Genomic DNA, 26,961 nt, shown 5'->3' on the forward strand with positions numbered 1-26,961 from the left:
GCTTCGAATGGTTATCATTTGTATTTATGCTTATCTTACTTAAGGAGGAAAATGACAATGAATATGACTTGGAGATGGTACGGCGAGGGCAATGACAACATCACTCTTGACCACATCCGTCAAATCCCGGGCGTTATGGGCATCGTCTGGTCACTGCACCACAAGGTGGCCGGTGAGGTCTGGGAGATGGAAGACATCCAGAAGGTTGCCGATCAGATTACAGCCAAGGGCTTCAGCACAGCAGTTGTTGAAAGCGTCAACGTTCATGATGATATCAAAATCGGACTGCCGTCCCGCGACAAATACATTGACATCTATATCGATACGATCCGCAAGCTCGCCAAGGTTGGCGTCAAGGTCATCTGCTACAACTTCATGCCGGTGTTCGACTGGACCCGTACCGAGCTGTACAAGGAGCTGCCGGACGGCTCGAACGCCCTCTTTTATGAAAAGGCTGCCATTACTGATAATCCGCGCGAGATGGTAGACCGCATCCTGAAGGGTGCCGGACAATTCACGATGCCTGGCTGGGAGCCGGAGCGGCTGGCCAAGCTGGATGAGCTGTTCGCGGCCTATGCTGACGTTACCGAAGATAAGCTGTTCAACAACCTGAAATATTTCCTGGAGCGCATCATTCCGGTGTGTGAAGAAGTGGATATCCGCATGGCGATTCACCCGGATGATCCGGCCTGGCCGATCTTCGGACTGCCGCGCATTATCCGCAGCCGCGATACGATCCGCCGCTTCCTGGACATGGTGGACAGCCCGTATAACGGCCTGACCTTCTGCACCGGCTCTCTCGGCACCAACCCGGAGAATGATCTTCCAGCGATGATCCGCGAGTTCCACGACCGGATTTATTTTGCCCATATCCGTAATGTGAAGGTGTTCGAGAACGGCGACTTCATTGAGGTATCCCACCGGGGCCGTGATGGCAGCGTAGATGTTGCGGAGGTTGTTAAGGCGTATCATGAGAGCGGCTTCACCGGTTATGTGCGTCCCGACCATGGCAGACATCTCTGGGGCGAGGAAAAGAACTGCCGTCCGGGGTATGGCCTCTACGACAGAGCGATGGGCATCATGTATCTGCTCGGCGTATGGGACAGCCTGGAGAATGTCAAGGGGGCCAAGTAATGCTGAGTCTGAGCAGAAGCAGCATCGCGGACCGGGAAGCCTGGGAAGCCGCAGGGGTAGAGCTGCCGCAGTTCGATTTCGCAGCGGTAGCGCAGAATACGTTAGAGAAGCCGGAGTGGGTTCACTTCGGGGCGGGGAATATTTTCAGAGGCTTCGTGGCGAATGCGCACCAGAAGCTGCTGGACAGCGGCAAGGCCGATACCGGCATCATCGCCGCCGAGACCTTCGACTTCGAGATGATTGACAAGGTCTATAAGCCTTACGATAATCTGACCCTGCTGGTGCTGATGAATGCAGCCGGCGACTTCCAGAAGCGGATCGTCAGCAGCATTGTCGAAGGCATCACCGCAGATAAGACGAGGGAAGCGGACTACAGCCGCCTGACTGAGATTTTCGAGAATCCCAGTCTGCAGATGGCGAGCTTCACGATTACAGAGAAGGGATATTCCCTGACCGGTCCTGATGGGCAGTACCTTGGCATTGTGCAGAAGGACATCGCCGGCGGGCCGGAGCATCCGGTTCATGCCATGAGCATCGTGGCTTCCTTCGCCTACAAGCGTTACCTGAAGGGCCAGTACCCGATGACCTTCGTCAGCATGGACAATTGCTCGCATAACGGCGACAAGCTGAAGAACGGCATGGTTACTATCGCCAAGGAATGGGCCGCCAAAGGTCTTGTAGAGGAAGGGTTCGTGGCTTACCTGGAGGATGAGCAGAAGATCACCTTCCCGCTGTCCATGATCGACAAAATCACCCCGCGCCCGTCCGAATCCGTCCAGGCAGCATTGCTGGAACAGGGAATCGGCGGCATGGATGTGATCGTCACCTCCAAGAACACGTACACTGCTCCCTTCGTTAACGCGGAGATCAGCGAGTATCTGGTCATTGAGGATAAGTTCACGAACGGACGTCCGGCGCTTGAAGAAGCCGGTATTATCTTCACGGACCGCGACACGGTTAACAACGTGGAGACGATGAAGGTAACCACCTGCCTCAACCCGCTGCATACGGCGCTGGCGGTAACCGGCTGTCTGCTCGGCTATACGCTCATTGCCGATGAGATGAAGGACGCCACGCTTCGCAAGCTCGTGGAGACCATCGGCTACAAGGAAGGCCTGCCGGTTGTGGTTGATCCCGGCATCCTGAGTCCGAAGCAATTCCTGGACGAGGTGCTGCAGGAACGGTTCGCCAACCCGTTCATCCCTGACACTCCGCAGCGGATTGCTACGGATACTTCACAGAAGGTCGGCATTCGCTTCGGCGAGACGATCAAGTCGTATATCCTGCGCGGGGATCTCGACCCTAGGGAGTTGACCGCTATACCGCTAGCGATTGCCGCCTGGTGCCGCTATCTGCTCGGCGTGAACGATGAAGGCGCTGCGTTCACACTCAGTTCCGATCCGCTGCTGGAATCGCTGCAAGCGCGGCTTGCAGGAATTACGCTGGGCGCGGATGCTGCGAAGGCCGCTGGCGTGCGCGCGGTGCTGGAGGACCAGGCCATCTTCGGCGTGGACCTGTACGCCGCCGGACTCGGCGGGACGATCGAGGGCATGTTCACCGAGATGCTGGCTGGTCCGGGCGCGGTAAGAGCTACACTGGAGAAGTATACAGCCTGAGTGTGGGCGGGTGTGCGCGAACATAAGTAGAAAGGCTAGGCTCTCCTTGAAAAAGGAGGGCCTAGCCTTTCTTGTATGGTGAGCGTTGTAAGGATGTCGGTGGCAGGGTGATAATGTATAAACCGGTCTGCTTAGCTGAGTGTTGCGTTTCTGCTGCACCAAATCACACTAGACTGCGGAAGTTGGCCCGCGCTGGCGGTGGAAGCGGAGGCACTCTGCTCTTCATTTACTCACTTTGCCCGCTTCCGGAGGATTCAGGGGCACTTGTGCCAATGTCATTAAGATAAGTTCAAAGATAAGTTTGGAATTAATAAAGAGAATCCAAAACGGTATGGGGAAACGTCCTATGCCGTTTGTTTTTGGTGTAAGGAAGGAAAAAAGCGCATAGCAAACAAAGCGGATGGAAGATCCACTTAAAAAAATGTTCATGCGAACCGAATTATGCTACTCTGTAGACGAAGCTAATGGCGGATTTGCTACGTATTCTGCGTGTATTCCTTTGCCCAGGACGGGTGAGACGAATCGGCAAAATATTTTTGCGAATCAAAGCTTCCACATCAGGCGGGGGTCCATCGCCCTTGGAGCGCAGGAAATGTCTACAGACGTGAACGGCTACCGTGAAGTTGACTTGGTAGAGGTGCCGTTTATCCTTTTGGGAAATGACTACGTGCGAGGTAATCATTTCAGCGAAGTTGTAGAGGATCATTCTTGCGAATATCTCTTGGGTAATGGACTCTTGCTTTTTTGCGTGAAAATGGGTCAAACCAATGGTGTATTTCAAAGCCCGGAAAGAGGTCTCAATGCCCCATCGCAGATGATACAGATCCCGGAGTTCATCCGGTGAGAATTCAGCAGTAGACAGATTGGTAATGACGGTTTCATAATCGCCACTGGGCAGGAGGAAACGAACCACCCGAAAGGAAATGGGGTAAAACAAGTTCTCTTGCATGTCCAGAAAATCAAAGCTAGAGGTAGCCGGAAGAACTTTATAGATTTCGGGGCGATTCCTGAACTCTTTTGTTTGTTTTTTAGTCAGCGTCAGGTGAATCTCCTGATCAAACGCTCCGTCCAAGGTCAAGTGCAAACCCGAAAGAATACCATTCGAATGCAAATCCTTGACGCGTATGACGTAATTCCATCCTTTCCGTTCCAGATGTGCGAACGTATTATAGCTTTCAAATCCTCGATCCCCCGTCACAAGGACGTTACCCTGAATGGGGGAGCGATCCACCATTGTGGCCAGTGCCCTTCCTTCGTTGCGGAACTTTCGAGGTTGAACAATGGCATCCACATAAAGCCGGTTACAGAGGTCATAAGCAGCGTTCAAGTGCAGAAGGTTAAAGCCTTTCGAGTGGGGCTGACTTTGAGAATAGGTCAACGGGTCCGCAGGATCTGTTGCAATATGCAGATCGGAACCGTCAATGGCCAATAATCGATAGCCTCGATAATCCTTGAATTCCGTATGGGACGCGGTAAAGGTGTGAAACAAAGATTCGACCGCAGACGGCAAAATTTTATTTCTTTGCTGAACAAAAGCAGAAGAAGTTGCGGTGTTAACGTCATAGCCCTGCGATTCCAACAGTTCCTTATAGAGGCTATTGCCGCCCATAAAGATCAGGGTTTGCATAACCGTTTCAAAGGGTAGTTTTTTCGTTCGGGTAAAATCCTTTCCCGGGTTTCTGACGTAAGGCGCGGGGGCAGCCGCCATCTCTCGGATAAGAGAAGTCAGTCTGTCTTTCAGCGAATTTGCATAAGCATTCATTGGCGTAACCTCCTCGTTTTTTCAAGGGGCTTCGCCACACGTTTTCTACGGATTGTCAAGATTTTTTTTGTGCAAAAAAAGAGCAGGCTATCTTTTCGATAACCTGCCTTTTTCTTGTTTTGGCTCTATATCTTAACTTAATGACATTGGCACTTGTGCTCCTCATTTGCTAGATTAGCCAACTTTTCCGGGATTCAGGGGCACTTGTGCTCTTCATTTGCTAGATTAGCCAACTTTCCAGGGATTCAGGGGCACTTGTGCTCTTCATTCGCTCAATTGGCGCGCATCTGAGTAATCAAAGCGATTTATCCCTCTCATTTCCTCCTCACGCTCACTTTTGGCGAATTAAAAGGGGTTTTTCCTTTTCAGTTATGCTAGTTTCCCCTTCAGCCTTAGCCTCATGGGAGCATTATTTTCGAAGCTACAGCTATAGGCCGCCCTACTCCTGCTCCAGATACTCGAAGTAATCAAAATCCGCCGGATGCAGCGTGCCGCTGAGGTCCTGGGCGCATATACCGATGAAAGTTCCGGTAAAACGGATATAGGCCGGGAAGTCATCGGACAGATGATAGATTTCCAGGGCCGGGCCGATCTGCTCCCAAGTGGATTCGCTAACCTTGTAATAGAACTGGGCGAACTCGCCGTCGATGATGACCTTAAGCGACACGCTTACTCCGGCAGGCAACAGAATCTCAGGTGTCAGGGTGTCTTCATAGACCCCGTCCTTGGAGCGGATGAGTCCCAGGGTTCGACCAAGGACTTCATCGTGCGTGATCCGCAGATAGAGGTAATCCTTCGTGTCGTAATAGACGATCAGGCCGGCCATCTGCTGGAAATGCTCCGGCTCAAAGTCGACCGAGGTCTCGGCGCTGCAGCGGAAGGCCTGCTGACGCATGGCGACCAAGCTCTGGCGGTGCATGGAGCTCATCGACTCCCTGCCCTTCAGGCGCAGATAGCCGGGACGCTCCTGAAGCGAGAGCCAGGATTCATCCGCAGGCACCCGCAGGGTGCTCCAGCGGACATCCAGCTGCGGAGCCTCGAAGTCGTCACGCGGAGCCGCTGGCGCAAAAGGATGCGCCGGAAGATCCGGGCCCTCCACCGTCAGCGCCGGGGTATTGCCGCCCCCGGACAAGGCCAGCCAGCCGTCTGCTGTAAATTCAACCTGCTGAATCGCCGTCTCCCGGCCGAGGTTGCAGTAGTTGTCCTTCACAGGACGGCCGCACAGATGGACCATGTACCATTCGCCGGTCTGCGTCTCGACCAGGCTGGCATGGCCTGCTTTTTGCAGCGCAAGCTCGGGGTGGCCGGCAGAGGTCAGCAGCGGATTAACCGGAGCGGTCTCGTAAGGACCTTCAATCTGCTTAGCGCGGGCTACAGTCACCGCATGGTTATACTGCGTACCGCCCTCTGCGGTAATCAGATAATACCAGCCGTCCTTGCGGTACAGATGCGGGCCTTCGGTTAGGGCCAGCTCCGTTCCCTTATAGATCGGAGTAACCGGTCCGACCAGGCGCTGCTCTTCCACCGAATATTCCTGGAGCACAATACCGGCGAAGCTGTTGCGGCCAGTGCGGTGATCCCACAGCATATTGACCAGCCATTTGCGCCCGTCTTCATCATGGAACAGCGAAGGGTCGAAGCCGCTGCTGTTCAGGTACACAGGCTCTGACCAGGGGCCTTCGATATTCTCCGCAGTCACCAGATAGTTAGGTGTATCCTTGAAGGCACCCTGGCGGCTTTTGACATCGGTATAGATTAGATAAAAGAGTCCATTATCGTACGTGAGGCAGGGCGCCCATATTCCGCCGGAATCGGGGTCCCCTTCCATATTGAGCTGCGAGCTGCGGGTCAGCGCATACGTAAGCGGCCGCCAGTTCACCAGATCGCGCGAATGATGAATCCGCACGCCGGGGAACCATTCAAAGGTTGAAGTAGCAATGTAGTAGTCATCTCCAGCCCGGCAGATCGACGGGTCCGGATGAAATCCGCGCAGAATCGGATTATGAATCAGATTTCGGCTCATAGTTTCTCCTCCAATGCTTGCCGTCCTGCTTCCAGTAAGGCAATGATTTTGTCAGTGTCGTAAATGCAGCCCTTCCAGGTTCCGCCGCTGGCCGCCTGCAAAGCAGCCCACAGCCGGGTGTCCTCCGGCAGACCCGGGTCTACCGCCAGGCCCGGATGCGGCGTCCGCGAAGCCAGAATCAGCGTCCCCGCTTCCTTGGTCAGCGGCTCATCTCCCTCACCGACCAGATTCACGCTTCCTTCAAGAGTCACCGTATCAATCCGCACTTCCACCCAGTCATTATCGCGCAGCTTGCCGAGCGGGCCGCCAGCCAGCGCTTCAGGGCCCATGTGGCCGATGCAGGCGCCGGTGGATACGCCGGAAAAGCGGGCATCCGTGATCAGCGTGACATATTTGCCGTAAGGCAGATGCTTGAGCGCCGAGGTGAGCTGATAAGTCTCCTCCATCCCCGTTCCACTCGGTCCGCGGCCGATAACGGCCAGAATATCCCCGGCATGAACCATACCCAGCTTGATACTGCGGATGGCGGCTCTCTCTGTGGTGAACACCTTCACTCGTCCGGTATGGCGATAGACACCCTCGCTGTCCAGAACGGCAGGATCGATCGCGGCCGATTTGATGACTGCGCCTTCCGGGCAGAGATTCCCGACCGGGAACGTCATGGTGGACGCCATGCCCTGGCGCTTGGCCTCTTCCGGGCTCATGATTACAGAATCCGGGTCTACGCCGTCCGCTTTCAGCAGCCGCTGGCGCAGCTCCGTCCGGCGCTCTGAGCTCTCCCACCAATCCAGATTCTCGCCCAGTGTCCGCCCGGTCACCGTCAGCACGGACTCGTCAATCAGTCCCAGCTTGCGCAGATGGAGCATCACCTCAGGAACGCCCCCTGCCAGGAACACCCGGATGGTCGGATGCGGTACCGGACCATTCGGCAGTACGCTGACGAGGCGCGGAACCATCCGGTTCACCCGGTTCCAGTCCTCGACGGTCGGAACCTTCAGCCCGGCGGCATGAGCGATGGCCGGCAGATGCAGCAGCAGATTCGTGGAGCCGCCGAAGGCAGCGTGCAGCACCATCGCATTCTGGATCGACTGATCTGTCAGAATGTCGCTCATGACGATTCCGTTCTGATCCAGATGCTGAAGGGCCCGGGCCGACTGGCGGCCGATGTTCTTCCAGATCGGCTGCCCCGATGGGGACAGGGCCGAGTGCGGCAGCGCCATGCCCAGCGCCTCTGCGATCACCTGTGCGGTTGCGGCGGTGCCGAGGAATTGACAGCCGCCGCCCGGCGTCGCGCAGGCCCGGCAGCCGAGATCCGCCGCTTCTTCGAGGGACAACTCTCCGTTGCTGTACCGTGCCCCGATGCTCTGTACCTTACCTGCGTCTTCCCCCTCCACCGGCGGAAGGGTTACGCCGCCGGGGACGATAACTCCGGGCAGCTTATGCATACCGGCAAGAGCCAGCAGCATGGCGGGCAGGCCTTTGTCGCAGGTAGCTACGCCAAGCACACCCTTGCGGGTAGGGAGTGAACGAATCAGCCGCCGCAGCACGATGGCCGCATCATTGCGGTAAGGCAGGGAATCGAACATGCCTGTGGTTCCCTGGGAACGGCCGTCACAGGGATCGCTGACATAACCGGCGAACGGAATCCCCTCATTCGCGGTAAGCTCCTCCGCAATCTCTTCCATCATCACGCCGATCTCCCAGTGACCGGTATGATATCCGAGTGCCAGCGGAGTACCGTCCTCACGCCGGATGCCGCCCATCGTTCCGAGAATCAGATACTGGGGCCGGTTCAGCAGCAGCGGATTCCAGCCCATGCCGGCATTCTGGGTCATACCAAAAATCTCCCCGCTCGGCGCATTCCGCAGCACCTCCCCGGTGATCGGCAGTTGGCCTGCCGGCCCTTCCGCAGCGGTATGTACCGGAACAGCTTCAATGATGTCTTCCTTCATAATCTCTTGTACGGTCAATTTCATATGAATCCCTTCTCTCCCTCAGAATGAATGTGCCCAGATGTCTATGACAACGAGAGCTTCGCCGCAAGCAGGGTTACCTCCCGGACCGCAGCTTCCTGCTTCGCGGTGAAGGCATGCTGAAGCATCGAAGTACTGACAGCGGCAACAGCCTTGCCTGAGGCATCCAGTACCGGTGCAGCCACACAGCTGATGCCCTGGATAATCTCTTCGCGGTCCATGGCATAGCCAGTTCTGCGAATATCGGCCAAGGCCGCTGTGAATTCAGCCCAATCCGTCAGCGTATGTGAGGTGACTGCGGATAAGCTTTTGCCGGAATAACGCCGTTCCAGCTCTCCCTCCGGCAGCAGCGCCAGCATCATCTTGCCCATCGCCGTCGCATGTGCCGGAAACCGCATCCCGGGGCTGGACTCCAGCCTTACCAGGGATTGCCCCTCCTGCTTGGCCAAATAAATAATCTCATCGCGGTCCAGCACCGACAGCTGAAAGGTCTCCCCCACCGCCGCGACACTCTGCACCGACTCTGCCAGAAACCGCTCTACCAGATTCATATTCTGCTTAAGCGAATCATTATAGACGGTATTATAATAGGAGATCCCGGCACCAAGCACATACCTCTCGCCCGCATCCTTCACCACCCACTGCAGAGTCTCCATTGTGCGCAGCAGCGAGAACATCGAGCTTTTGTTAATGCCGGTCTCCTCGCAGAGATCTGTCATTTTGAGCGCTCCGGTCTGTCTTGAGATGGCCTTAAGAATCAGATCAGCCCGTTCCAATGCCGGAACCCAGTACTTCTGGTCCACACCTTCATTCCCCTCTCATAAATCCATTGATTAAGCCTTCCAAGTTCACTATAATAATCATATGTTTATAATACCAAACCAGGAGGCAAAAATAAAATGAAACTTAGCCACCCGAATGCAGGTGTCATTCCTCCCGTTCCGACCATTCTGGATTCCACCGGAAAATTCGACCGTGACGGAATGAAGCTGCTGATCGACAGCCTGATCGCCAAAGGGGTTCACGGTCTGTTCTTCCTTGGAACGGCCGGAGAATTCACCCTGTTCACCGCAGAGCAGCGTGAGGAGATCGCAGAGCTATGCCTGGAGTATACGAATGGCCGTCTTCCGGCCTGGATCGGCACCGGCAGCAATACCGTTGCTGAGACCCTCCGGCTCTCCCGGCATGCCGCTGAGCATGGAGCTACCGGCATCGTCATTATGAATCCGTATTACTACAAGCTGAGCGGGGACGCCCTGTTCGCCCATTATGCCGCTGTGCTGGAAGCGGTCGATGTACCGCTCATGCTGTACAACTTCCCAGCCATGACCGGCCAGGATCTGACTCCGGCCTTCGTGGCCCGTCTGGCCGCACATTATCCGAATGTACTCGGCATTAAGGATACCGTGGATCAGCTTAGCCATATCCGCCAGATGATCATGCAGGTTAAGGCGGTTAGTCCGGACTTCTCCGTCTTTTGCGGCTTCGACGAATATTTGCTGCCCACGCTGGCTGCCGGAGGAGACGGGGCGATCGCTGCCAGTGCGAACTTCGCTCCAGAGCTGATGCTCGGCGTGTATGACAGCTTCAAGCAGGGGGACTTAGCCGGAGTGCTGTCCTTCCAGCAGCGGCTGATTGAGATTCCGGCGCTGTATGCCATCGATGACCCGTTCATCGCTTCGATCAAGGAAGCCGTCCGCTTGTCCGGCGTACCGGTATCCACCTTCAGTCTGGCTTCGCCTGGTATATGGAGTGCGGAGCATGAAGAGAAGCTGAAGCTGATTTTCAGCCGGGCGGGTATTGCCCAAGGGTAAGCGAAATTTATAGCTCATACTCATCCATTCTTATTTTTCACAATCACCCCTTCTATTAAGGTCAGCCCGTATTGGGGCTGGCTTTTTTTGGTACTGGGCGGTGCTTTGTGCTTTTCCTAGTGCGGCTGCTTCTTGTGCACGGTTCCTTGTAAGGTGCCTATGAGGCTCCTTGCAAGGCTCTTAGTGAGGTTCCTCCTTTCTTCGCGGTGAAGGTTGGTCTATAATTTTGTTCAGATGCACAATGAGTGAAGTAAAGGCAATATTGGCGGTTACCCGCTCAAGACGAGGAGGGCGTTCCGGTTGTTTCAGCTATCGGAGAAACAGGCGCAGGAGATTGTAGACAAGATGATGATGGACATCCCTTATAACATCAACATCATGAATCATGAGGGGATCATCATCGGCAGCGGACATAAGGCAAGGGTCGGCACCGTTCATCAGGGGGCTGTCGAGGCGCTGTCCACCGGGCAGAGGGTCGAAGTCATGGAGGACGGGCGATATGAGAAAAAGGGCACCAACGAACCGATTGTCATCGGCAATACCCGCGTAGGTGTAATCGGAATCTCCGGCAGCCCGGAAGAGGTCCGGCCCTTCTGCAATATCGTAAGAACCACGGTATCGCTGCTCATTGAACAAAGAAACACGCTCGAGCATCTGGCCAGCGAAGCCAGTCGCAAGAAGGCTCTGCTGGAGATGCTCCTTGACCATCAGGGAGCATATTCCCAGAAACTGCGAAAAGAAGCCGCAGCCTATCAGATCGATCTTCTGCTGAAGACCACCGTGCTCTATCTCAAGCATGTGCAGCCGGAGCTGGATGAGGCGAAGCTTCTGTTCCTTCACCCGTCCTTCCAGCTCGACGGGGATACATGGGTAATCCTAGTCCAGAACCGGCCGGACTGCAGCCGACTGATCGGGGAGCTGATGCATAATCAGCCGCAGCTCCTGCTGGCCTCAAGCCGGCTGGAGACCAGCATCGCGGAGGGCTACCGCCAAGCCAAAGCTGCTCTCGGCGTTCTTCTGGCGCTCCGCCCTGCTGCGCAATCGATCCGCTACGAGGATGCGGAATTCCTGGTGAAGCTCAGTCAGGCGAAGCTGTCAGACAAGCCCGGCACGGTGATCAAGCTGGAGGATACCGCCGATCTGCTGGAGACGCTCCGCAGCTTCATCAATCACAATTGCAGCGTCTCGCAGACGGCTGAGCAGTTGAACATCCACCGCAATACGCTGCAATACCGCCTAAAGCGGATCGAGAGCATCACCGGCAAGGACCCGAGGAACCTGCTGCAGCTCTTCGAGCTTACGCATGAGCTGCTGGCGCTGTATAAATAGATACTATAAAAGAAGCACTTGCGATTAGAACCCAAAGCCTGGTCGTCGCTGCGGTGAACATTTGGACTTCCGGCCACATCTCATATAGTTGAAATTTCAGCACGATCATAGGTGGATTAAGTACATCTAATTTCCGGCTGATTTGTACACTAAGGAATTTAATTGGAAAAAGGGCATTTAATTCAGCCCAGCTCCCGCCAAAAGCTGGTTTCCGGCTAAGCAGTTGTACTTTTTCCATCTAAAATCCTCAAGTATAAGATTTCAGAGAAATTAAATGGCCTTTTTCCACTTCTTACATGGGAGTAAGGTTGCGGTACCCCGTCAATAAAAGCAATTGCCCCGGAGGATCATATCCACCGGGGCAAATCTATGCAACGCAACTATTAGCTACATTCCAATATTCACTTACCTCTGCTATTCACTAGGTTCCGCTACATTAAACTCCGCTGCTCCATTCACTTAACTAATCTTACTGCCCGCTAAGCTTCAGCAGCCTGGCGATATTCTCGCAGGTCCGCTCGACATTGGCGGGGCCGTCAGCCAGCAGCTTCTCCAGGCTCGAAGCGCCGGGGACGATGCCGAAGACGGCGTCGATCCCTTCGGCGTAGAGCGTCTCGATTCCCTCGCCGATATAACCGGCCAGGGCGATGACTTTTTTGCCGCTGGCTTTGGCGGTGCGGGCTACGCCGTACGGCGTTTTGCCGAATTTGGTCTGGAAGTCAATCCCGCCTTCTCCGGTGAAGACGAAGTCCGCCTGCTCCAGCTTCTGCTGAAGCCCTGTGTATTCAATCACGATCTCGATTCCCTTCTGCAGCGTGGCCTGCGTAAAGATCATCAGACCCGCGCCCAATCCCCCCGCTGCACCGGCTCCGGGAAGGTCGCGGACATCCTTGTGAAGCTGCTGCTTCACCACCGCCGCATAATGGGCCAGATTGGCGTCAAGCTGCTGCACCATGTCGGGCGTGGCCCCTTTTTGCGGACCGAATACGGCTGAAGCCCCCTGCTCCCCGCAGAGCGGATTAGTCACATCACAGGCAACAATGAGCTGAACCTGCTGCAGTCTCGCATCTAGCCCGCTAACATCTACACTCGCCAGCCGTCCCAGGCTGCCGCCGCCGCGCGGAAGTAAGTCCCCCGCTTCATCCAGGAATCGGGCGCCAAGCGCTTCGGCCATTCCGGCACCACCGTCATTGGTGGCGCTGCCGCCGATGCCGATGATGATTTTGCGGATACCACGGTTCAGACATTCCAGAATCAGCTCGCCCGTGCCGTAGGTGGTGGTGATCAGCGGATTCCGCTCCGCCTTGTCCACTAGCTGAATGCCGCTGGCCGAAGCCATCTCGATTGCCGCCGTCTGGCCGTCGCCGAGAATGCCGAATTGTGCCGTCACCGGCTGTCCCAGCGGTCCTGCAACTTCCAGATAATGAATCTCTCCGCCGGATGCGTCGACAAGGGATTGTACGGTCCCCTCCCCGCCGTCCGCCATCGGAACATGGATGTAGGTTGCTTCAGGGTATATTTTGCGGAGTCCGGCCTCCATCGCTGTACATACTTCTTTCGCGGTCATGCTCTCCTTGAAGGAATCCGGCGCCAGTACAAAGGTTCTCTCTCTCATTTCCACACCTCATCTACAATATTGATCTTAGAGTAAAAATCCGTAAACCAGCGTAGCCACAATCGTCATCGTGCCGCCAACTATGGCCTCATACGGGATGAGCCCCATACGTTGCTTGATCGACATTTTCATACTGTCCGCCGTAACATGGAAGTAAGTGCCCTGCGGCAGCGAGTCGATCACCGTAGCTCCGGTATGAACCATTACAGCTGCAGCCAGCGGAGCCGTGCCCATATTCAGAATGGCCTGTCCGAAGGAGCCGGTAGCGACAATAACACCCGTGGATGTTGAGGCGGTAGCCGCAGCCATCAGTATCCCGGAGATCGGTGCCAGGAACGTCCCGGAAATCCCGGACAGCTCAATCAGATGCACCACCTGGGCGGACAGATCGGAAGCGGAGATCAGACCGGCGATACCGCCTGCTCCGATCAGGATCAGGACGGTTGCAGTCATTTTGCTAAGGCCGGAGGATGTATATTGCAGTACCTTGTTGCCTTGCCCCATCGCCAGCATCCCGATAATCCCCGCCAGCGGCAGAATGTATAGCGCATCCACCTTAAGCTTGGTCAACGCTTCGATCCCGGAGATGGAGCCGATCGGGTTAATCATGAGCAGGACGATGGCCACGAGCGGAGCCACAATAGCTCTGCTAAGCGGCGGGTAAGCGGCCGTATTCGCGTTGTCCGCACCGTTCGCAGCTTCTGCCGTGGTAACCATGACGCCTTTTTTCTTCAGCAGGGTGGCTAAGATAACGGTTACAATTAATCCGCAGATTGCCGGGATTACGCCTGCGAGCATAACATTGCTGAGATCAAGATCAAAGCCGCGCGCAGCAGCAATCGTATTCGGATTCGGTGAAATAATGTTACCTGCCTTCCCCCCGCCCGACAAGGCCAGCAGCAGCGCCAGCTTCGAGATCTCCATTTTGTTGCCTACGGTTAAAGCAATCGGAGCCACAATCAGCACCGCTACCGGGATGAATACGCCCATTGCCGTAATGACCATAGTTGCCAGCGCGAGGGCCAGAATGGCCTTGCTTCCGCCGAACTTTCGGACAATAGCCTGGGCTATGGCTTCAGCCGCACCCGACTCCATCATCACACCAGCGAGCACACCGGCGGCCAGCACCCGCAGCACTGTGCCCATCACACTTTGTGTACCGCTTACAAGAACACTTACGGTCTGTTCGAGATTGGCTCCGCCGATCAGCGCCCCTACAATGGCACCCAGGAACAGAGCGTAGACCGGATTTAATTTTCTAAGGATCAGAATAATGGCAATTGCCAGTCCTGCGAGCGCTCCATACCAACCAATGATTAATCCTTCCATTTCAAATATCCCCCTAACAACTTGTTGAACACGCTCTCATTATAAGGTCTGGGGGGAGGAAAAGAATATTGATGAACGGACGAAATGCATTGTGCAAGTGACCAACGGAATAGGGGGTATATCTCAATTTTGGAATAGGTGCTCTGCAAAGAAATACGAACGGTTCTCTTTAATGATGTCGTCAACCGTATCTGATAGAAGTCAGCAAACCCACTTTTCAACTTCCCTGCCGAGCTCCTGGTGCTGGCCATCTCCTGCCCTCTTCTCCTCCAACTGTCCTAATATCATCATTATATTTCATTACTTCCCTCATCATAAGGCTTCAAAGTTCAGTCAGGGTTGCAGGATTTTTGGTATATTGCGTATAGGGAGGGACAAAAAAAAGCCAACTATGGCTAAAGGACCGTAGTTGACTTGATACACCTATTTCGTCAATTTTTCTTTGACATAAGAATGATCAAGTAAATTAAGCAGGCTCGGGGTTAAATACTTTACCTGGTATTGATTCAAATCGCTATTGATAATTAACTGACCATTCTGTTTTCTAATAAGTTGATCTGAACCATCTTCTAGAAACAAGAGGTTCCCAACATACTGTTTTAATATCTTCCCTATAAACTTAAGCAAAATTTCTAATCCTTGATCAAGGGTGTTTCCAAATAATTGAACTCTAATGCAAATATTCACATCTATTTGATAATGATTTCTTACAAAATTAATATCAGAAATATCCACTAGTTCAAGAGCTAAAGCAAAGTATTCAGTTCCAATAACTATTTCTTCTTCATCATTGTGAACTGACACCTCTTCGTTTAAATCTGTACATATTATTTCTCTAATAACTTCTGACAATGATTCAACATTCAAATCAGATTCTAAAAACAATTCAAAGTTCATGCATATCTATCCCCCATATATCCGCGTGATTTTCCCGTCAACAATAATTAATAACTCTTGCAAGTTTTTCAGATCTCCGTTTGGATTAGCTTTCCTTATAATTTTCCCAGTGATCTCAGTTATTTTTTCTGAAGTGAACCCATCTAGATTAAGTACAATTCTCTCTGCCTGTGATTTTGTCTTTGTTCTAATATTTCTTAAAATATTGTCCACATTTGTATCCATTGTTGGTGCGTAACAATCAAACACTTCACCTTCAATTAAATAATCTGGATTTGATGATTCTTTAACTCCATATCCATTTCCACCATTCACTTCATCTAGAATTTCAATATCATATCCCTGTTCTGCAAAGTTATCTGCAGTTTCGTGCTCTTTCTTAAGACCATGTGAATCACCTTTAGTATAATTCCCTTTAGGTTTTCCGCCTGCCGGCAAAGAAGGCTCAGTCAGTTTAACCTTCCCCGCCCCATCCTCCAACCCATCCATATACCGCTGCTGCACCGGTGTCTTCGGCAAGGCTGGAGTATCGGGAATCTCTCCTATCTTGAAAATAAACCCTTCCGGCGTCTGCACTGCCCGTCCCAGATCCGGGAGCTTTTGCTTAATCCCTTGCAGGGCATCCTTCGCCGCTTGGCTGACGGCGTCTTCTACCTCACCCAACACTTTCCCCACTTTGCCTGCTTTGGTGACCTGGAATCCGGGGACCAGAATCGACGCGACCGAGCCCAGCATTTTCGCCTTCTCTTCGGGTGTACCTTCGTCAAACTGATGATACGCCATCTTTGCCGCTTCCACCAGTACTTCCGGATGCTCCATGAGATATTGAGCTTGCTGCTTTATTTCTGTGGTGGTTTTGACCGGGTCTACCACTAGCTTGAAGGCAAAGGTTGCCGTATCCGCCACGCCCATGACGACCTCTTTCACCAAGCCTTCGGTAAAAGCCAGCACTACATCTCCCGACTGACGGACCTTGCTCTCCCATTTCGTGAGGCCGTACGTCTTATCCAGCCACCCCAGATAACTGGTGTACATGGGGGTGAGATATTCATTCGGCACATAGACTTTCGCCTGATAAAAGTCCCAGGTGGTCTCATTTTCCTTGTTGTCTGCGGTAATTGGCGTGCCGTCCGGCAGCGTAAGCGGCGGCCCGTTCAACCGCCGCTCCGCTTCGATCTGCTCCTGAACCTGCTTAAGAGCCGCTGCGATCTGAATTTCCTGCCGCTTGGCTGCAAGCTGACCCCGCGCATACGCTCCGGCGGCAGTCTTCTCCATCGCCAGCCGCAGCAGCAACAGATATTCTTCGTTATGTAGTAAGGGGACCTTGTCCGCCGTAATGGACGGATCATACTCGCAGGCTGTAACCGCTGGTTGTCTGTAGTGGGCGCTTAGATCCTTGCCGGATTCATAGTAGATCTTGGCTACGCCTAGAGAAACCAGCTTCTGCCGGGCTTCTTCGGCCTGCGCGTGGACAGCCTCCATCTGGGCTTGATTGCCGAACGCCTGATACACTTTGAAGGCCATCTGGGCCTTGGCGATCTGATTCCGCGCCGCGAAGATATCGTTCAGCTTACTTTGTGCAGCGATACTTTCTACGGTCAAGAGGCCGGAGGTTTGAATAACATTCCTGAGCTGCTGCACCACGGGGTCCCTGCTCAGCTCATCTTTTCCCGAAAGAGCGGCAATGGAAGTGATGAGATTCGTCGCACTTCGCTGCACGGATTCGGGGATGGAGAACCGTCCTGTGGCTAATTGCAGCCCGAAGCTGCCGAAGGCTGCGAGCAAAAGACTAAACTGCCCCGCCAGCTTGTCCGCCTGCCGCTTATTCTCTTCCTGCAAGTCCGAGACGCCTCTCAGGGCGACCCGGATAATATCCTCTAATTTCTCCGCTTCTACGGTTAATTCATTGATCAGGACCTGGGCCTTGATCATATGATCGCCCATCGGAATCCCGCCCCAGCCGCTGGACTGGCCCTTCAATTGAAGATATAGCCGATTGGTGTCCTGACTCACTTGGCCGATCTTCGTTTGCAGGCGCCTGACTTCATCTTCGTTAAATACTAGCTTTGTTGATGCCATCTTCACCCTCCCGTCGTACACCATACTTACCTGTATGTTATGTACACAAATTCATAGAATCATGGACTTGCAACTTCTTGCAAATATACGGAGTTCTAAGATAATTCATTAACTCGCTTGAAAGATACTTTTTCTGGTATTGATCCAAGGTTGTATTTATGATTACGTTACCATCCAAGTAGAAGTCACCGGGCCAAATGTATGTGGAAAACCGAATACAATCGGTGCGACCCCCTTATCCCGGAGTCCTCCGTATAAAATCGGTACTTGTCGTAGATATGCTCTTTATTTCGCTTTTTCTCTCGGCCAGAAGAAGCGGGAGCGGTCTTCTAGGGTCAAGACCCATTCCGCAAAGGTAGCTGGCGGCATGTTCCGAAGGCTTGTATGCATTCTGCGATTGTTGTAGAAGTCCATGTACCGGTCCACGGCTTCATAGGCCTCTTCGAACGTGTCGAAGGCTTCTTTGCGGAATAAATCCCGATCGATATTACTGTGGAACGATTCAATAAAAGCATTTAAATCCGGCGTTCGAGGCGGAATGCGTTCATGGGTCATTTCCCAGCTTTCACACATGTCGCCAAACAGATGGCTGACGAACTGTGGGCCGTTGTCGGTGCGGATCACCGGGCGTGCGCTGTCAGGGGCGCAGTGTTGCTCCATGGCGCGTCCCAGCGTCTGGCAGGCGTGCTTGGCCTCACACGACGATCCGCGGTGGTAGCCGACGATGACACGGGTAAACACATCGATAATGCTAAGGACAAAGAAATGCCTATCGCGGCCCGCCACGTAACCGTACTTAATGTCCATCTGCCAGAGCTGGCCCGCCCCTGTAATGACCCGGTTCTCCGGCAGCTTCCGAGGGTGCTTAAAACGCTTGTGACGCTGCGGCTGCAGGATATCCAGCGCCTGACACAGCCGGTAGCTTTTCTTGTGATTGAGCCTCAGCCCGTGCTGGTTCCACAAGCACTTGGCCAGCAGTTTGTACCCGTACACGTGCTCCTCTCCAGCAATTAATTCCAGCAGCCATTCCTGGATTTCCTCGTCGCTAATCTTCTCTCCAGACTCGGTCAGGGAATAGCCGGGTACGGGTCTTCCGCGCCCCTGGGGTACGGCCTGTGCATCCTGCTTCTTGCGTTTCTTACGGTCGTAATACGTAGACTCTGCTAGCCCCACGAGACGTAGTACCAACGCTGCGGTATTCCCCTGCTTAATGAACATGTCGGCTACCTCGATTTTTTCGGATAAGCAGGGGTTGGCTTTTTTAGCAGTTCACGCAGAATCTCGATCTCTAACTCCTTTTCGCCGAGGATCTTGACGGCCTTCTCGTATTTCTGCTCCACGTCCAGGAGGCGCTTCAGTTCCTCCACCTGCTCCTGGGGATACGGATGATCTTGTTCCCCATGGGTCTCTCGGTAGTCCCTCACCCACTGATTCACCGTCGATGGGGTCACCCCATACTTGCGGGCAACCACCGCTGCCTTAATGCCAGACAACACCTCTTGCGCTGCCTTCTCTCTTGTTCCTGTTAAGTGTCCCATACCGTTCATCCTCCTCCTATATCTAGTCTACATTTTTGTGGGGGAGGACTCCAACTTCTTTAGGGGGCTGTGGAGCAATGTGCTTCCGCGAAGGGATTCGGGCCAATGTATGCCAAAAACAGCATACGTTGCGCTGGTGAGCAGGTGTGTGGTCCGAATGTATGCCAAATACAGCACACATTTGCTTGCACACAGGCGCTCGGGCCGAATGTATGCCAAAAACAGCATACATTCGGTTCTGGTGCGCAGGTGTGGCCCGTATGTATGTGGAAAACAGCATACATCTGCTGGCGCGCAGGCTTGTGGCTCGAATGTATACGAAAAACAGCACACATTGTACCGGTGCGCAGGTACATAGGCCAAATGTATGCGATAAACCGAACACAATAGATGGTCCCGCGTACTTCTTCAGAATGGAGTTCCAGCATTCCATCTAAGTATTCAATATTTATCCAATATTGATGTGCAGATCCCTTTATTATCGGAATTCGTTTCCATAAAGTTTATCAAAAAAATATTTTCATGACATATATTGGCTGACGGTTTCGCGCTATACTCTATTGTAAGCGTTATTATAATTGTGCTTACGGAGGCGATTTCATTCGTGTATACCCGTATCATCACCTTCATGAACAACCTGAAGCTCAGGACCAAGCTCTTTCTCTCTTTCGGCAGCGTCGTCCTGATTCCGGTGCTCATTGTGGGGGTGTTCCTGACCAGTGAGCTGCGGAATATGGCGATGAACAATGCGCTGAAGCAGATTACGGCGAATGTCGACCGTGTGAAAAAACGGACCAGTGAGATGCTGAACGTTCCGGTGGATATCGTCTACCGCCTGTCCAATGACAGCCGGCTGGAGGAGGCTGCGAATCACCGGTACGAATCAGTCTATGATGTGGTGCAGGCCTATTGGGATTATCCCGACTTCCGGGATTTCGTCCGCCTGTACAAAGAAATCTCCAGCATCCGGCTGTATATCGACAACCCGACGGTGCTTAACAACTGGGAATTCCTCCAGGCTGATGCCGCAGTTACCCGGGAGCCCTGGTACCAGCTCGCCCTCGCCCAGAAGGGACTCGCGTTCTGGAGTTATATCCCCGACAGCCGCAACGGCCAGTATTATCTCAGCCTGATCCGCAAGGTGGACTTCCTCAAGCAGCGCACAACCGGTGTGCTGGTCGTGAATGTCAATTCGGATCAGCTCAGCAGCATCCTGAAGCAGGAGACCTTCGAGACCTTTATCGTCGATGAGAACGATCATATTGTCGCCTCCAACCGGGCAGGTACCCTCGGCAAGTCGCTGCACGAAATCAACCTGAAGCCGCTGTCCACCCTTGCCGGGCACGGGCCTGCGGATATCACGATCGACGGGCAGTCCTTCAAAATGCTGATCGACGATTGGCATCCTGTGGGCAGCCTGAACAGCCTGCGGATCATCTCTATTTTCTCCGTAGAGAGTATTGTAAGTGAGCCTAACCGGATTATTTCCCTGGCTTCTTCCGTCATTATCTCCTCCCTATTCCTTGCAATCATCCTAATCTACTACTTCTCCCGCCTGCTCACCGGACGCATGCTGCATCTCAGCAAGCATATCTCCAAGGTTGCCTCCGGCAATCTGGAAGCCCGGCTCGTGATCGACGGCAAAGATGAGATCGGCCAGCTGGCCCGGCAGTTCAACCACATGGTCCGCAATGTCAACGAGCTGATGAGCGAGGTGCAGGAGTCCAACCAGCAGAAGAATGCTATCCTGCTGAAGCAGAATGAGATCAAATTCAAAATGATGGCCAGCCAGATCAACCCCCATTTCCTGTTCAATGCCCTGGAGTCGATCCGGATGAAGGCCCACACCCGCGGCCAGACCGATATTGCACAGGTCGTCCGGCTGCTGGGCAAGATGATGCGCAAGAATCTGGAGGTCGGCGGGGGCAGAATTACCCTGCAAAGTGAGCTGGAGACCGTAAACTGTTACCTGGTCATCCAGAAATTCCGCTACAATGACCGGCTCGCCTACGAGCTGTATGTTGATCCGGCAGCGAATACCTTAAAAATTCCGCCGCTTATTATTCAGCCGCTGGTGGAGAATTGTGTCATACACGGCCTGGAGGACCGGATGGACGGCGGAATGGTCCGGGTGGATATCCGGGTGGAGGATGCCCTGCTTAAGGTTCAGGTCTCCGATAACGGAACCGGAATCCCGCCGGCCCGGCTCGCAGAGCTGCGGCAGATGCTGGACAATAACGATGACTATGAGACCCACAGTATCGGAATGCGTAACATCCATCTGCGGCTGAAGCTGACCTACGGCCCGGAATGCGGCCTGGTTCTGTCCAGCCAGAGCGGATACGGCACACAGATCAGCTTCGCCATCCCTATAAGGAGTGATTCCTATGTATAGTGTGTTAATTGTTGATGATGAATTGTCTATCCGCGAAGGGCTTGTTACTCTGTTGGATTGGGAGAGTCTGGGCTACCGGGTAGTGGATACAGCTGCCAACGCGGTTGAAGCCAGGCATAAGGCTATGCTGTATTCTCCGGACCTGATGATTGTCGATATCCGTATGCCCGGGAAGGACGGGCTGGAGCTGATCGGCGAGCTGCGGGAGGATCATGAGGAGCTGCATATTCTCATCCTGAGCGGCTATGCCGACTTCAGCTATGCCAAGCGTGCACTGTCTTACAATATCGATAACTATCTGCTTAAGCCAGTCGATGAAGAGGAATTGCAGCTGTATCTTACGGGCCTATCCACCGTACTGAATGCGCGGCTGACGCACCGCAAGAATCATGAGGCTGTTAAGGTCTGGAGCCGGGAGATGCTGGTTCAGTCCCTGCTGATGGAGAGCAGTCTGCATCCCGCCCCGGCGCTGATGGAGTCGGCGCTGGAAGCAGGGCTGCTCTGGGATGCCTACCAGATCGTGCTGATCCGGCTGCTGCTCCAGGATCATGCGGACAACGGACCTTCCAGCAGCGTCAAGTCCCGGCTGACGTCAAGCTTCGAGGACAATAGCCGGGGCATCGTATTCGCGCTTGATTCTTATCTCGGGGTGCTGCTTCAGCCCTCTTATCAGAAGGAGCTGGTAAGCAAACGGATGGCCCGGCAGATCCGTGAGGCCGCTGCCGCTGAAGGACTGGAGTGCATCATCACCGCCGGGGATATGGTGGACAGTCTGGCGGAGCTGCAGCTCTCCCATCAGTCGGCGCTGGCGCGGATGAAGGATCACTTCTTCTATGATGAGCCGGGGATGATCGGCCCGGATTCGCTCAAGCTGAAGCAGGGGCTGCCTGCGAACCCCCAGGATACGGAGAGCAGGCTCGCCCCTGTGATGGACCGGCTCTATTTCGCCATGGATACCGGCAATCTCAGCGTAATCTCTGACCTGATCCAGGAAGCAGGGGACCTTATGGCTGCTGCGGGATTATCCGAGATGGCGGTGAAATCCTACTATGTCCGGGCCGTTACTACTATGTCCGGCAAGCTCTCCGTTCATTATAAGGAGCTTAGCGCTGCGCAGAGCCTGATGGAGGAGCAGATTCAGCAGATCTACAGGCATACCTCCCTCCCCCAGCTCCAGCGTTATATCTCAGGTCTGCTGGAGGAATACGCTGGCGGGATTATACGCGACGATATGGATGTCCTGATGAAACGGATGGTCGATCTGATCCACCGGCACTATGACGAGAATCTGAAGCTGGAGACGCTGGCCGATGTGTTCACCTATAGCAGTGCCTATCTGGGTAAGCTGTTCAAGAACACCATGGGCTGCTCCTTCAACACTTATCTGGATACGATCCGCATTGAGAAGGCCAAGGAGCTGCTGGATCAAGGCTGCAAAATCCATCAGGCTGCCAGCAGTGTCGGCTTCAGCGATGTCGATTATTTCCGCGAGAAATTCAAAAAAATCGCAGGCATCTCCCCTTCCGCTTACCGGAGAAAGGAGCCGGAGAATGTTTTTTCAGAAAGCGCTTACGAAAAAGACTGATTTTCCCCTGTTTTTACACTCAAATCTTCGGGTGTTTCCCGTCCTGGCGGCAGATTATGATAAAGCTATATCGAAGGAGGGACATAAATGAAAGCGATTACCACCACGATGAAGCCGGAGCCGAAGAAATCTGCTGCAAGCTTCTGGGGGAAATTCCGGCAGCAGAAATACCTCTATATGATGGCTGTTCCTTTTGTCCTCTGGGCCTTTGTCTTCAGCTATCTTCCGTTATGGGGGTGGATGATGGCCTTCCAGAAGTATAAGCCGGGCAAATCCTTTTTCGAGCAAAAATGGGTCGGCCTCCAGTACTTCCGGGAGCTGTTCCAGGATGAGCAATTCTTCAACGCCCTGCGCAATACGCTGGCCATGAGTATTATGGGACTGCTGGCAGGCTTTATCATTCCGATTATCTTCGCCATTCTGCTGAATGAGGTACGGCTGCAGGTGCTGAAGCGCTTTGTTCAGACGGTGTCGTATCTGCCACACTTTGTGTCCTGGGTGGTTGCCGCCGGGATCATTACCAAGATGCTCTCCACGGACAACGGCGCAGTCAATGACCTGCTGATGGGTCTTCATATCATCAGTGAGCCGATCCAGTTCATGGCGAAGGGCAATCTGTTCTGGGGCATTGTTACCGCCTCGGATGTCTGGAAGGAGACGGGCTGGAACACCATTATCTATCTGGCCGCCATCTCGGGCATCGGGCCGGAGCTGTACGAAGCAGCCAGGGTGGACGGAGCCAGCCGGCTCCAGCAGGTGCGTCATATTACTTTTCCGGGCATCCGGGGTACCATCGTGATCCTGCTAATCATGTCCATCGGCCATCTGATCAGCATCGGGTTCGAGAAGCAGTTCCTGCTCGGCAACAATCTGGTGCGTGATTACTCGCAGACTCTCGACCTGTATGCCCTGAATTACGGGCTGGGGATGGGACGGTTCTCCTTCGGGACGGCGATTAATATTTTCAATTCTGTGGTGAGTGTAATTCTGCTCTTTACAGCCAACGGCATCTTCAAAAAAATAACCAAGGAAAGCATCATATAGGAGGCCCTGCTCATGATTAAAAAACTGGCTGCGGCATCCTGGTCGGACCGCATCTTCGATTTGGTTGTCTATCTCGCGATTACGGTGGTTACCGTTGCTACGCTGTACCCTTTTCTGAATGTACTGGCGATCTCCTTCAATGACTCGACGGACAGCATCAAGGGCGGGATTACGATCTATCCCCGGGTGTTCACCTTCAAGAATTATGAGACGATCTTCGCCTTCTCCGGCCTGATTACCGGCTTCAAAATCTCGGTGCTGCGCACGGTTATCGGGACTCTGCTCGGACTGGTCAGTGCCTCCATGCTGGCCTTCACCTTAAGCCGGGTGGACTTCCAGGCCCGCAAGTTCGTCTCTACCTTCCTGGCGCTGACGATGTATGTATCGGGAGGCCTGATCCCCTTTTACATTCTGATTAAAGATCTGCATATGATGGGCACCTTCGGCGTGTATGTTCTGCCCGGTCTGGTGAGCGCCTTCAATGTGTTCGTGATCCGCTCCTTCATCGACGGTCTGCCTTACGCTCTTCAGGAATCCGCTAAGCTGGACGGAGCCAATGACTTCACCATCTACTGGCGAGTTATTCTACCGCTGACCAAGCCTGCGCTGGCAACCATCGCCCTGTTCCTGGCCGTCGGCCAGTGGAATGCGTGGATTGACACCTATCTGTATAACGGCTCGAAGGACTCGCTGACCACGCTGCAATTCGAGCTGATGAAGGTCATTCAGAGCACCACGACCAACGCGGATAATTTCCGCGGACGCAATATGACAGAGGTCATGGCCCAGATCTCCCCGGAATCGGTCAAAATGGCAATCACCATTGTCGTCACCGTTCCCATTCTGATTGTCTATCCGTTCCTGCAGCGCTATTTCGTCAAAGGCATGACGCTGGGTTCGGTCAAAAGCTAATCGGCTTAAGCGGTATCTTCAGGCTGCTGCCTGTGAATACAATATGTTTCTACCAGACAAAGGGAGGGTTTCTATTCATGACAAGAAAGACGGCGAAACCGGTTGTGGCGCTGATGGTGCTAACCTTGCTGCTTAGTGTGCTGGCAGGCTGCGGCGGAGGCAATAATAACGGCAACAAGAATACGGCTGAGAATACCGGGGCCAAGGCTACGAACAGCGGCAATGCCACGGCAACAGCTGAGGCTACGGCGGCGGCTGAGGACCTAAGTCCCCTGACACTATCCTTCTTCGCGGAAGACCCTAATCCGAACTGGAACAATATGAAGGATGAGGTCAGCACTGTCATTACGCAAAAGACCGGTGTCACCCTCGATGCCGAATTCGCTGTCGGTGATCCGCAGCAGAAGATTGCCCTCATTGCAGCGGGCGGGGATTATCCCGACATTATCTCGGCTAAAGGCGACATTGGTAAGCTGGTGGATGCCGGCGCGGTCCTTGATCTGACTGATCTAATCGATAAGCATGCCCCTAACATTAAGCGCGTGCTCGGCGATAATCTGGCCCGGGCCAAGTACACGAATGAAGACCAGTCGATCTACGCTATTCCAACTTGGGCAGCAGTGGATGAGAAGAAATTCGTAGCGGGCGGCGGCTTCGAGCTGCAGCACCGGGTATTGAAGGAAGCCGGGTATCCGGAGATCCGCACGGTGAAGGATTATGAGAACGTAATCAAAGCCTATCTGGAGAAGCACCCTACGGATGAGAACGGCAACAAAAACATCGGCGTCTCCCTCAACGCGGATGACTGGCATATGTACATTTCCGTTACCAACCCTGCGGTAGCTACAACCGGCGGCTCCGATGACGGAGAATATTACGTCGATCAGGAGACGCATGAAGCGATCTACCACTTCCGCCGCCCGGAAGAGAAGGAGTATTTCCGCTGGCTGAACCACATGAACGATATCGGCCTGCTTGACAAGGAGAGCTTCGTGCAGAAATACGACCAGTACAAAGCCAAAGTAGCGACTGGACGCGTGCTTGGCCTAATTGACCAGGACTGGGACTACAACGACGCACAGCAGGCGCTCAAAGCCGCCGGCAAATTCGATCAGACTTACGGACATTATCCGGTCACCTTAACTGAAGAATACAAGGAAACCAGCTTCTGGCCTACCGGCTTCATGGGCGGCTACGGCATCTCTATCTCCACCACTAACCCCGACCCGGTGCGGACGATCAAGTTCCTGGATTACCTGGCCTCCGATGAAGGACAGATCCTGAACAACTGGGGTATTGAAGGCAAGCACTATAAAGTGGAGAACGGCAAACGCGTAGTTCCGCAGGAAGTCCAGGACCGCATCAACAACGACAACACCGCCTTCACGAAGGAAACCGGCATTGGCTTCTACTGGAATATGATGGTCCACTACGGCGACGGGGCCAAGGATTCCACCGGCAACTACTACACCAAGAACTTCCCTGAGCAGCTCGTGCTGGGCTATAGCGATGTAGAGAAGGAGACGCTGGCAGCTTACAAAGCTACTACCTGGAAGGACCTGTTCCCGAAAGAAGAGGAATTCAAGGAGAAAGCCTACGGTGCAGCCTGGAACATTTCCATTCCCGGTGAGGATGAAGTCTCCATTCTGGGCAATAAAATGAAGGATATTACCTGGAAGCGCATCCCGCAGGCCATTCTGGCCAAACCGGCTGAATTCGATAAAATCTGGGATGATTACATGGCCGATCTGGAAAAAGCCGGCGTTAAGAAAATGGAAGCTGGATATACCAAGTATGTGCAGGACCGTGTGGAGCTGTGGAGCAGCAAATAGAGTTTTATGTTGGGTGAGCTCAAATACACAGATCAAAGGAGTAGTCGCCACTGCAGAGATTTTGGACTTCCGGCCGCTGTTGTT

20 protein-coding genes are annotated in these 26,961 nt (G+C 53.6%); 9 read left to right on the forward strand and 11 right to left on the reverse strand.

The features are described 5' to 3' along the window. The first annotated feature begins 57 nt into the window (after window positions 1–57). Window positions 58–1,134 carry a mannonate dehydratase gene (gene uxuA / locus MKY12_RS20805; RefSeq protein ID WP_339310590.1) on the forward strand — a complete coding sequence of 359 codons (1,077 nt, stop codon included), beginning with the start codon at window positions 58–60 and terminating at the stop codon, window positions 1,132–1,134. Continuing rightward, window positions 1,134–2,750 carry a mannitol dehydrogenase family protein gene (locus tag MKY12_RS20810; protein ID WP_339249707.1) on the forward strand — a complete coding sequence of 539 codons (1,617 nt, stop codon included), beginning with the start codon at window positions 1,134–1,136 and terminating at the stop codon, window positions 2,748–2,750. Before uxuA ends, MKY12_RS20810 begins: the two co-directional genes overlap by 1 nt. Window positions 2,751–3,189: 439 nt before the next feature. On the opposite strand, the gene MKY12_RS20815 is transcribed toward MKY12_RS20810, so the two are convergent. From MKY12_RS20815 to MKY12_RS20830, 4 genes are all read right to left on the reverse strand, one after another. Continuing rightward, complete coding sequence (locus tag MKY12_RS20815) at window positions 3,190–4,512, reverse strand: IS4 family transposase (RefSeq protein ID WP_339249709.1); 1,323 nt, start codon at window positions 4,510–4,512, stop codon at window positions 3,190–3,192. A gap of 439 nt (window positions 4,513–4,951) precedes the next feature. After that, window positions 4,952–6,535 (reverse strand): glycoside hydrolase family 43 protein, encoded by a 1,584-nt coding sequence (locus tag MKY12_RS20820; protein ID WP_339249711.1) that lies wholly within the window; start codon window positions 6,533–6,535, stop codon window positions 4,952–4,954. Further along, the gene (locus tag MKY12_RS20825; RefSeq protein WP_339257559.1) at window positions 6,532–8,487 is read right to left on the reverse strand and encodes a YjhG/YagF family D-xylonate dehydratase; all 1,956 of its coding nucleotides are present in this window, start codon (window positions 8,485–8,487) and stop codon (window positions 6,532–6,534) included. The genes MKY12_RS20820 and MKY12_RS20825 overlap by 4 nt, the downstream gene beginning before the upstream one ends. 65 nt (window positions 8,488–8,552) lie before the next feature. Continuing rightward, window positions 8,553–9,311 (reverse strand): IclR family transcriptional regulator, encoded by a 759-nt coding sequence (locus MKY12_RS20830; RefSeq protein ID WP_339310592.1) that lies wholly within the window; start codon window positions 9,309–9,311, stop codon window positions 8,553–8,555. Window positions 9,312–9,407: 96 nt separating this feature from the next. Here MKY12_RS20830 and MKY12_RS20835 point away from each other — a divergent pair, with 96 nt between their 5' ends. Together MKY12_RS20835 and MKY12_RS20840 are read left to right on the forward strand one after the other, a co-directional pair. Next, complete coding sequence (locus tag MKY12_RS20835) at window positions 9,408–10,322, forward strand: dihydrodipicolinate synthase family protein (RefSeq protein ID WP_339310594.1); 915 nt, start codon at window positions 9,408–9,410, stop codon at window positions 10,320–10,322. 300 nt (window positions 10,323–10,622) lie between these two features. Beyond that, window positions 10,623–11,651, forward strand: a complete 1,029-nt coding sequence (locus MKY12_RS20840; protein WP_339310595.1) for a sugar diacid recognition domain-containing protein — start codon at window positions 10,623–10,625, stop codon at window positions 11,649–11,651. Here the strand turns inward: MKY12_RS20840 and MKY12_RS20845 are convergent. The 7 genes from MKY12_RS20845 to MKY12_RS20875 all read right to left on the reverse strand — a co-directional run bounded on the left by MKY12_RS20845 (window position 11,620) and on the right by MKY12_RS20875 (window position 19,109). Then, window positions 11,620–11,889, reverse strand: coding sequence for a hypothetical protein (locus MKY12_RS20845; protein WP_339310597.1), 270 nt, complete (start codon window positions 11,887–11,889; stop codon window positions 11,620–11,622). The two genes, MKY12_RS20840 and MKY12_RS20845, sit on opposite strands and share 32 nt — an antisense overlap. A 231-nt stretch (window positions 11,890–12,120) precedes the next feature. Continuing rightward, on the reverse strand, window positions 12,121–13,266 hold the full coding sequence (locus MKY12_RS20850; RefSeq protein ID WP_339310598.1) for a glycerate kinase: 1,146 nt from the start codon (window positions 13,264–13,266) through the stop codon (window positions 12,121–12,123). 27 nt (window positions 13,267–13,293) lie between these two features. Then, window positions 13,294–14,595, reverse strand: a complete 1,302-nt coding sequence (locus tag MKY12_RS20855; protein ID WP_339310600.1) for a Na+/H+ antiporter NhaC family protein — start codon at window positions 14,593–14,595, stop codon at window positions 13,294–13,296. Between the two features lie 423 nt (window positions 14,596–15,018). Further along, window positions 15,019–15,492, reverse strand: a complete 474-nt coding sequence (locus tag MKY12_RS20860; RefSeq protein ID WP_339310601.1) for a hypothetical protein — start codon at window positions 15,490–15,492, stop codon at window positions 15,019–15,021. 6 nt (window positions 15,493–15,498) lie between these two features. Beyond that, a complete protein-coding gene (locus MKY12_RS20865; RefSeq protein WP_339310603.1) occupies window positions 15,499–17,571 on the reverse strand; it encodes a hypothetical protein in 2,073 nt (690 codons plus the stop codon). A 285-nt stretch (window positions 17,572–17,856) separates the two neighbouring features. Continuing rightward, on the reverse strand, window positions 17,857–18,789 hold the full coding sequence (locus tag MKY12_RS20870; RefSeq protein ID WP_339310604.1) for an IS3 family transposase: 933 nt from the start codon (window positions 18,787–18,789) through the stop codon (window positions 17,857–17,859). Between the two features lie 5 nt (window positions 18,790–18,794). Next, complete coding sequence (locus MKY12_RS20875) at window positions 18,795–19,109, reverse strand: helix-turn-helix domain-containing protein (RefSeq protein ID WP_339310606.1); 315 nt, start codon at window positions 19,107–19,109, stop codon at window positions 18,795–18,797. A gap of 604 nt (window positions 19,110–19,713) precedes the next feature. On the opposite strand from MKY12_RS20875, the gene MKY12_RS20880 reads away from it, so the two are divergent. From MKY12_RS20880 to MKY12_RS20900, 5 genes are all read left to right on the forward strand, one after another. Further along, window positions 19,714–21,504, forward strand: a complete 1,791-nt coding sequence (locus MKY12_RS20880; RefSeq protein WP_081751385.1) for a sensor histidine kinase — start codon at window positions 19,714–19,716, stop codon at window positions 21,502–21,504. After that, on the forward strand, window positions 21,497–23,089 hold the full coding sequence (locus MKY12_RS20885; protein WP_339249729.1) for a response regulator: 1,593 nt from the start codon (window positions 21,497–21,499) through the stop codon (window positions 23,087–23,089). The genes MKY12_RS20880 and MKY12_RS20885 overlap by 8 nt, the downstream gene beginning before the upstream one ends. Before the next feature lie 87 nt (window positions 23,090–23,176). Beyond that, window positions 23,177–24,133, forward strand: coding sequence for an ABC transporter permease subunit (locus tag MKY12_RS20890; RefSeq protein ID WP_036731659.1), 957 nt, complete (start codon window positions 23,177–23,179; stop codon window positions 24,131–24,133). A gap of 12 nt (window positions 24,134–24,145) precedes the next feature. Beyond that, complete coding sequence (locus tag MKY12_RS20895) at window positions 24,146–25,045, forward strand: carbohydrate ABC transporter permease (protein ID WP_076081237.1); 900 nt, start codon at window positions 24,146–24,148, stop codon at window positions 25,043–25,045. A 77-nt stretch (window positions 25,046–25,122) separates the two neighbouring features. Beyond that, window positions 25,123–26,877 carry an ABC transporter substrate-binding protein gene (locus tag MKY12_RS20900; RefSeq protein ID WP_339249732.1) on the forward strand — a complete coding sequence of 585 codons (1,755 nt, stop codon included), beginning with the start codon at window positions 25,123–25,125 and terminating at the stop codon, window positions 26,875–26,877. The last annotated feature ends 84 nt before the right edge of the window (window positions 26,878–26,961 follow it).

It is taken from the genome of Paenibacillus sp. FSL M7-0896 (assembly GCF_037975415.1).
Taxonomy (GTDB): Bacteria; Bacillota; Bacilli; order Paenibacillales; family Paenibacillaceae; genus Paenibacillus_AQ; species Paenibacillus_AQ silagei.

Coding starts and splice junctions, on each gene's coding strand:
- MKY12_RS20850 (WP_339310598.1), bottom strand. CDS start 13,266: ATGAGAGAGAGAACCTTTGTACTGGCGCCGGATTCCTTCAAGGAGAGC.
- MKY12_RS20825 (WP_339257559.1), bottom strand. CDS start 8,487: ATGAAGGAAGACATCATTGAAGCTGTTCCGGTACATACCGCTGCGGAA.
- MKY12_RS20895 (WP_076081237.1), top strand. CDS start 24,146: ATGATTAAAAAACTGGCTGCGGCATCCTGGTCGGACCGCATCTTCGAT.
- MKY12_RS20875 (WP_339310606.1), bottom strand. CDS start 19,109: ATGGGACACTTAACAGGAACAAGAGAGAAGGCAGCGCAAGAGGTGTTG.
- MKY12_RS20820 (WP_339249711.1), bottom strand. CDS start 6,535: ATGAGCCGAAATCTGATTCATAATCCGATTCTGCGCGGATTTCATCCG.
- MKY12_RS20890 (WP_036731659.1), top strand. CDS start 23,177: ATGAAAGCGATTACCACCACGATGAAGCCGGAGCCGAAGAAATCTGCT.
- MKY12_RS20835 (WP_339310594.1), top strand. CDS start 9,408: ATGAAACTTAGCCACCCGAATGCAGGTGTCATTCCTCCCGTTCCGACC.
- MKY12_RS20815 (WP_339249709.1), bottom strand. CDS start 4,512: ATGAATGCTTATGCAAATTCGCTGAAAGACAGACTGACTTCTCTTATC.
- MKY12_RS20885 (WP_339249729.1), top strand. CDS start 21,497: ATGTATAGTGTGTTAATTGTTGATGATGAATTGTCTATCCGCGAAGGG.
- MKY12_RS20900 (WP_339249732.1), top strand. CDS start 25,123: ATGACAAGAAAGACGGCGAAACCGGTTGTGGCGCTGATGGTGCTAACC.
- MKY12_RS20810 (WP_339249707.1), top strand. CDS start 1,134: ATGCTGAGTCTGAGCAGAAGCAGCATCGCGGACCGGGAAGCCTGGGAA.
- MKY12_RS20865 (WP_339310603.1), bottom strand. CDS start 17,571: ATGGCATCAACAAAGCTAGTATTTAACGAAGATGAAGTCAGGCGCCTG.
- MKY12_RS20870 (WP_339310604.1), bottom strand. CDS start 18,789: ATGTTCATTAAGCAGGGGAATACCGCAGCGTTGGTACTACGTCTCGTG.
- MKY12_RS20860 (WP_339310601.1), bottom strand. CDS start 15,492: ATGAACTTTGAATTGTTTTTAGAATCTGATTTGAATGTTGAATCATTG.
- MKY12_RS20855 (WP_339310600.1), bottom strand. CDS start 14,595: ATGGAAGGATTAATCATTGGTTGGTATGGAGCGCTCGCAGGACTGGCA.
- uxuA (WP_339310590.1), top strand. CDS start 58: ATGAATATGACTTGGAGATGGTACGGCGAGGGCAATGACAACATCACT.
- MKY12_RS20845 (WP_339310597.1), bottom strand. CDS start 11,889: ATGGAAAAAGTACAACTGCTTAGCCGGAAACCAGCTTTTGGCGGGAGC.